Below are 6,250 nucleotides of genomic sequence, written 5' to 3'. Positions count from 1 at the left end.
CCGACTGGCGCGCCACCGTGCAGGCGATGGCGCGCCACGGCGACGGCGGGCCGATGCACTGGCGCACGCCGCGCACGCGGCCGGCGCCGCTGGTGGTGCTGGCCGACATCTCCGGCTCGATGAGCCGCTACTCGCGCATGCTGCTGCACTTCGCGCATGCGATGGGCCGCAGCGGACTGCGGGTGCACAGCTTCGTGTTCGGCACGCGGCTCACGCCGATCAGCCGGCTGATGGCGCAGCGCGACCCCGACCTCGCGGTGGCGCAGGTGGTGCGCCGGGTGGACGACTGGTCGGGCGGCACGCGCATCACCGCCTGCCTGCACGACTTCAACCGCCACTGGTCGCGCCGCGTGCTCGGCGGCGGCGCCACGCTGCTGCTGATCTCCGACGGCCTGGAGCACGGCGACACCGACGCGCTGCGCTTCGAGATGGAGCGCCTGCACAAGAGCTGCCGGCGCCTGGTGTGGCTGAACCCGCTGCTGCGCTACGCCGGCTTCGAGCCACGCGCCGCCGGCATCCGCGCGATGCTGCCGCACGTGGACCACTTCCTGCCCGCGCACAACCTCGACAGCCTGGCCGACCTGGCGCGCGTGCTCGCCACCGCACCGGCGCCGCGCCGCCCGTCGCGCGCAGGCCCTTCCTTGCCCCTTCCCGTTCCGACCTGAGAGACCGCCGCCATGCAACTCACCAGCCAGCAAGTCCTGCCCGTTTCGCAAGCCATCGCCTGGGAGGCGCTGAACGACACCACCATCCTGCAGGCCGCGATCCCAGGCTGCGAGTCGATCACCGCGACCGGCGAGAACGCCTACGAGGTGGCGCTCACCGCCGCCATCGGCCCGGTGAAGGCGAAGTTCAAGGGCAAGCTGCTGCTGTCGGACCTGCAGCCGCCGACCTCCTACGTGCTCGCCTTCGAAGGCCAGGGCGGCCCGGCCGGCCACGGCAAGGGCCAGGCCACGGTGCGACTGGAATCGACCGGGCCGAACACCACGCTGCTGCACTACACCGCCAACGCCTCGGTGGGCGGCAAGATCGCGCAGATCGGCTCGCGACTGATCGACATGGCGGCGCAGAAGATGGCGGGCGAGTTCTTCACCGCCTTCGAGCAGCAGCTGGCGGCGCGCTATCCGGCGGCGGCGGAGGCGGCCGCGCCGGCCACCGAGGCGCCGGCCCAGGGGGTCTGGGCCCGCCTCGTGGCCTGGTTCAAACGCTTGTTCGGGTGAGGCCGCCTCGCTGATAGGGGGGAGTGCCTGCACAGAGGTCTCGCTTGTCGCGTACGGACATATGCCGTACATTGCGGTCAGGGAGACGACCATGACCAACCCAGAGACCCCCGAAGCGACCCGCGACGCCCGGCTCGAAGCCCGCGTGTCCGCGGCGCAGAAGAGCCTGCTCCAGCAAGCGGCGGCGCTTTCCGGCCGCACGCTGAGCGAGTTCGTCGTGGCCAGTGCGCAGGACGCAGCGCGCCGGGTGATCGCCGAGCACGAGGCTATCCGCCTTTCGCGCGAAGAGCAGTCGGCCTTCGTGCAAGCCCTGCTGAAACCGCCGAAGCCGAACGCGCGCCTCGAGCGCGCGGCCAAGGCCTATCGCCAAAGAACCGGCGCCTAGCCGGTGGCCTTGCCCCCCATCACTGTCGAGCCGCTGGGCCGACAGCATGACCGAACGGCCTTCCACTGCGGCGTGGAGGCGCTCGACCGCTATCTCCAGCAACAGGCACGGCAAGACGCCGACAAGCGCGTTGCCGCACCGTTCGTCGCCGTCAGGCCGACTGACGGCCGAGTCCTCGGCTACTACACCCTGTCGGCCTCGGTGCTGACCCTCGGCGACCTGCCAGACGCATTGGCCCGCAAGCTGCCCCGCTACCCACAGCTTCCCGTCACGCTGCTCGGCCGGCTGGCCGTCGATCGATCCACCCAAGGCCAGGGACTCGGGGAGCATCTGCTGCTGGATGCCCTGCACCGCAGCCTGACCCACGCCGAGCAGATTGCCGCGATGGCGGTGGTGGTCGATGCCAAGGACGAAGCCGCCGCGGCGTTCTATCGGCACTACGGCTTTCTCACCTTGCAGACGCAGCCCAGCCGGCTGTTCGTGCCGATGCGCTCGGTCGCGCAGCTTCTGGGGTAGCCGGCGATGGAACTCATCGACAACATCAACCGCCTGCTGGGCGATGACCTCAAGCGCGCATTGAAGCCCGGCGCCCGCCTGAAGGTCGCTGCCTCGTGCTTCTCGATGTATGCCTTCGAGGCCCTGAAGGAGGAGTTGGAGCAGGTCGACGAACTGCACTTCATCTTCACGTCGCCCACCTTCATGGCCGAGGAAGTGACGGACAAGATCCGCAAGGAGTTCCACATCCCCAAGCTCAGGCCTGGGTCTTGAACTTGAGCTTCATTCGGTGTGGGGCCCGCTCTGTGCGGCCTTTCTGCTGTCTATCTGCCATGCGTGCGCTGCAGAAAGACCTAAGTTGTTGATTCTTAAATGGAATTTCGCAGAAAGGCGCTCGTGCGCAGCCCTGTTGTTTCTGCAGGCTGGTGCTTCCTTGCGGAGTACCCGGCCTCCGCAAGGCGCCTTGTGGAGCCTTAAACGTCGGTTGGACTCCACAACGCCGCCCTGGCCGATAGCGGCCGGCCCACCGCTTTGGGCAGGACAGCTCGTGGAACCAGCCTCCACACCGGCCGAGGGCTCGATGTCGTCGATGGAACTGCGAAAGATCGAAGAGACCAAGATCGCCTGCGCTCGGAAGTTCTTTGACCAGTTGAACCTGAAGCACGCACCGGAGAACGTGAAGTACGACGTCGTGAACAGCTTCGACAAGCTGATGGAGTTGGTGAAGTAGGCGCTCAGGCCGATCCATTTGTCGCGAGCGAAGCGCCGCGCTCGGGAAGCCGGCGAAGTGGCCCCGTCTGTCAGATCAGGACCTGACCGAATCCGCTGCTCTTGCTGAGGCTCTGGCGGTGCCCGCTATGCGCGGTGGCGCGCCTCAGCCCCCGAGCCGCCCCGCCGCCTTCACCACCAGCTCCCGCGGCACGCTGCCCACATCGGCCAGTGCCTCCAGCGCCGCCAGCGCGATGTGCGCGCGGTCCACCTCGAAGTGGCGGCGCAGCTGCTCGCGCGTGTCGCTGCGGCCGAAGCCGTCGGTGCCCAGCGCCACGAAGCGCGAGGCTTCGGCGTAGGGCGCGATCAGCTGCGGCCAGGCGCGCACGTAGTCGCTCGCGGCCACCACCGGCGCCTTGCCGGCCAGGCATTGCGCCACGTGGCTGCGGCGGCGCGGCGCCTGCGGCTGCAGGCGGTTGTGGCGCTCCACCTCGATGGCCTCGCGCTGCAGCTCGCTGTAGCTGGTGGCGCTCCACACCTCGGCCTCCACGCCGTAGTCGTTGCGCAGCAGCTCGGCCGCCGCCAGCACCTCGCGCAGGATCGCACCCGAACCGAGCAGGCGCACCTGCGCGGCCTTCCTGCCCTGAGCCGGCCGGAAGCGGTACAGGCCCTTCAGCACGCCGGCCGCCGCGCCCTCGGGCAGCGAGGGGTTGGCGTAGTTCTCGTTCATCAGCAGCAGGTAGAAGAACTCGTCGGCCTGCTCCTCCAGCATGCGGCGCATGCCGTGCTCCACGATCACCGCCACCTCGCCCGCGAAGGCCGGGTCCCAGGTGCGGCAGTTGGGCACGGTCGACGCCTGCAGCGGGCTGGAGCCGTCCTGGTGCTGCAGGCCCTCGCCGCCCAGCGTGGTGCGGCCCGCGGTGGCGCCGAGCAGGAAACCACGCGCGCGCTGGTCGGCCGCGGCCCAGATCAGGTCGCCCACGCGCTGGAAGCCGAACATCGAGTAGTAGATGTAGAACGGCAGCATCGGCACGCCGTGCACGCTGTAGCTGGTGGCCGCCGCCACCCAGGAGCTCAGCGCACCGGCCTCGCTGATGCCCTCCTCCAGGATCTGGCCGTCGGTGGCCTCGCGGTAGCTGAGCACCGAGCCGATGTCCTCGGGCTCGTAGTTCTGGCCGAGGTTGGAGTAGATGCCGATCTGCTTGAACAGGTTGGCCATGCCGAAGGTGCGCGCCTCGTCGGCGACGATGGGCACGATGCGCGGGCCGAGCTGCGCGTCCTTCAGCAGCCCGGTGAGCATGCGCACGAAGGCCATCGTGGTGCTCATCTCCTTGCCGTCGGCGTTCAGCGCGAAGTCGCCCCAGCGCGCCACCGGCGGCACCGCCAGCACCGGCGCCTGCGCCACGCGCGCCGGGATGGGCCGCCCAGCGCCGCGCGGCGCGCGTGCAGGTAGCGCATCTCGGGGCTGTCGTCGGCCGGCTTGAAGAATTCCAGGTTCGCCGCCTGCTCGTCGCTGAGCGGCAGCGCGAAGCGGTTGCGGAAGGCGATCAGGTCGTCGCGGTCGAGCTTCTTCTGCTGGTGGGTGGTCATGCGGCCCTGGCCGGCCTCGCCCATGCCGTAGCCCTTCTTGGTCTGCGCCAGGATCACCACCGGCCGGCCGCGGCACTGCATCGCCGAGTGGTAGGCGGCGTGGATCTTCACCATGTCATGGCCCCCGCGGCGCAGCCGGTCGATCTGCTCGTCGGTCAGGCCCTGCGCCAGCGCAGCGAGCTCGGGGGTCTGGCCGAAGAAGTGCTCGCGGTTGTAGCGGCCGTCCTTCGCGGCGAAGGTCTGGAACTGGCCGTCCACGGTGCCGGCGAAGGCCTTGCGCAGCGCACCGTGGGTGTCGCGCGCGAACAGGCCGTCCCAGTCGGAGCCCCACACCAGCTTGATCACCTGCCAGCCGGCGCCGGCGAACAGCGCCTCCAGCTCGTCGATGATGCGGCCGTTGCCGCGCACCGGGCCGTCCAGGCGCTGCAGGTTGCAGTTGATCACCCACGTGAGGTTGTCGAGCTTCTCGCGCGCGGCCAGCGTGAGCGCGCTCATGCTCTCGGGCTCGTCCATCTCGCCGTCGCCGAACACGCCCCAGACGCGGCGGCCCTCGGTCTGCAGCAGCCCGCGGTGCTGCAGGTAGCGCATGAAGCGCGCCTGGTAGATGGAGCTGATGGGACCGATGCCCATCGAGCCGGTGGGGAACTGCCAGAAGTCAGGCATCAGCCACGGATGCGGGTAGCTCGACAGGCCCTGCGCGCCGGCCGCCGGTGCCGCAAGCTCCTGCCGGTAGTGCGCGAGGTCGGCCTCGCTCAGGCGGCCTTCGAGGAAGGCACGCGCGTAGACGCCGGGCGCCGAGTGCGGCTGGTAGAACACCAGGTCGCCACCCTGCTGCGCGTTGCGCGCGCGGAAGAAGTGATTGAAGCCGACCTCGAACAGATCGGCCGCGCTCGCGTAGCTGGCGATGTGGCCGCCCAGTTCGCCGTAGGCCTGGTTGGCGCGCACCACCATCGCCAGCGCGTTCCAGCGCATCAGCGAGGCCAGGCGCTCCTCGATCGCCAGATCGCCGGGGAAGAGCGGCTGGCGCTCGACCGGGATGGTGTTGACGTAGGGCGAACCGCCGCCGCGCGGCTGCCAGGCGATGGCGGGCTCGCGGGCCTGCGCGGCCAGTTGGTCCAGCAGGAAACGCGCGCGCTCCGGCCCGGCGGCGGCCAGCACCGCGGCCAGCGCATCGCGCCACTCGGCGGTTTCGGCGGGGTCGGTGTCGGCGGCGGCGGCCTGGAACTGCAGGGGTTCGAACACTTGGGTCATGGCAAGGCTCCTCTGCCCTGCACTGTGCGCCTGCGGAGGCCGCAGATGCCACCGAAAGCCGGCGTCCTCCGCCCATTTACAGCACAAAATGCTGTGAACATTTAATTTTACGGCACGACGATGAAACCCGACGCCCTCGACCTGCGCATCTTGGCCGAGCTGCAGCGCGACAGCAGCCTCTCGAACGTGGAGCTGGCGCGCCGCGTGCACCTGTCGCCCTCGCCCTGCCTGGCGCGGGTGCGCGCGCTCGAGGCCGCCGGCGTGATCCGCCACTACGTCGCACTGCTCGACCCCACGCCGCTGGGGCTGCACCTCAACGTCTTCATCTCGATCAGCCTGAAGCAGCAGAACCGCGCCGCGCTGGAGGCCTTCGAGGCCAGCGTGTGCGCGCGCGACGAGGTGATGGAGTGCTACCTGATGACCGGCGACGCCGACTATCTGCTGCGCGTGGCGGTGGCCGACATGGCGGCGCTGGAGCGCTTCATCCTCGAGCAGCTGTCGCCGATCGCGCAGGTGGAGAAGATCCGCTCCAGCTTCGCGCTGAAGCAGGTGCGCTACAAGACCGCGCTGCCGCTGGCCGCCGGCAGCTGAGCGCCGCCGG

7 protein-coding genes and 1 pseudogene are annotated in these 6,250 nt (G+C 69.7%); 7 read left to right on the top strand and 1 reads right to left on the bottom strand.

Translation table 11 applies throughout. From position 1 onward, the window contains the following. The 6 genes from Y694_RS19105 to Y694_RS23730 form a co-directional block, all read left to right on the top strand. On the top strand, positions 1-665 hold a 665-nt coding region (locus Y694_RS19105; RefSeq protein ID WP_155935866.1), incomplete at its 5' end, for a VWA domain-containing protein. A gap of 12 nt (positions 666-677) precedes the next feature. Next, positions 678-1,220, top strand: a complete 543-nt coding sequence (locus Y694_RS19100) for a CoxG family protein (protein ID WP_036235402.1) — start codon at positions 678-680, stop codon at positions 1,218-1,220. Between the two features lie 61 nt (positions 1,221-1,281). After that, positions 1,282-1,605, top strand: a complete 324-nt coding sequence (locus Y694_RS19095) for a DUF1778 domain-containing protein (protein WP_310732277.1) — start codon at positions 1,282-1,284, stop codon at positions 1,603-1,605. Positions 1,606-1,677: 72 nt separating this feature from the next. Next, positions 1,678-2,121 (top strand): GNAT family N-acetyltransferase, encoded by a 444-nt coding sequence (locus Y694_RS19090; RefSeq protein WP_231497790.1) that lies wholly within the window; start codon positions 1,678-1,680, stop codon positions 2,119-2,121. Between the two features lie 6 nt (positions 2,122-2,127). Further along, positions 2,128-2,373, top strand: a complete 246-nt coding sequence (locus Y694_RS19085) for a hypothetical protein (protein ID WP_231497789.1) — start codon at positions 2,128-2,130, stop codon at positions 2,371-2,373. A 274-nt stretch (positions 2,374-2,647) separates the two neighbouring features. Continuing rightward, entirely contained in the window at positions 2,648-2,830 is a 183-nt protein-coding gene (locus tag Y694_RS23730) for a hypothetical protein (RefSeq protein WP_231497788.1), read from the top strand. 144 nt (positions 2,831-2,974) lie between these two features. Here Y694_RS23730 and mdeB read toward each other — a convergent pair. After that, positions 2,975-5,649, bottom strand: a pseudogene (mdeB, locus tag Y694_RS19080) (alpha-ketoglutarate dehydrogenase). A 120-nt stretch (positions 5,650-5,769) separates the two neighbouring features. On the opposite strand from mdeB, the gene Y694_RS19075 reads away from it, so the two are divergent. Next, entirely contained in the window at positions 5,770-6,240 is a 471-nt protein-coding gene (locus Y694_RS19075; protein ID WP_036235395.1) for an Lrp/AsnC family transcriptional regulator, read from the top strand. Positions 6,241-6,250: the final 10 nt, after the last annotated feature.

Origin of the sequence: Methylibium sp. T29-B, assembly GCF_000576225.1 — a bacterium.
Taxonomy (GTDB): Bacteria; Pseudomonadota; Gammaproteobacteria; order Burkholderiales; family Burkholderiaceae_C; genus Methylibium; species Methylibium petroleiphilum.
This window is presented reverse-complemented; position numbering and strand designations above follow the sequence as displayed.

Coding starts and splice junctions, on each gene's coding strand:
- Y694_RS19100 (WP_036235402.1), top strand. CDS start 678: ATGCAACTCACCAGCCAGCAAGTCCTGCCCGTTTCGCAAGCCATCGCC.
- Y694_RS19095 (WP_310732277.1), top strand. CDS start 1,282: ATGCCGTACATTGCGGTCAGGGAGACGACCATGACCAACCCAGAGACC.
- Y694_RS19085 (WP_231497789.1), top strand. CDS start 2,128: ATGGAACTCATCGACAACATCAACCGCCTGCTGGGCGATGACCTCAAG.
- Y694_RS19075 (WP_036235395.1), top strand. CDS start 5,770: ATGAAACCCGACGCCCTCGACCTGCGCATCTTGGCCGAGCTGCAGCGC.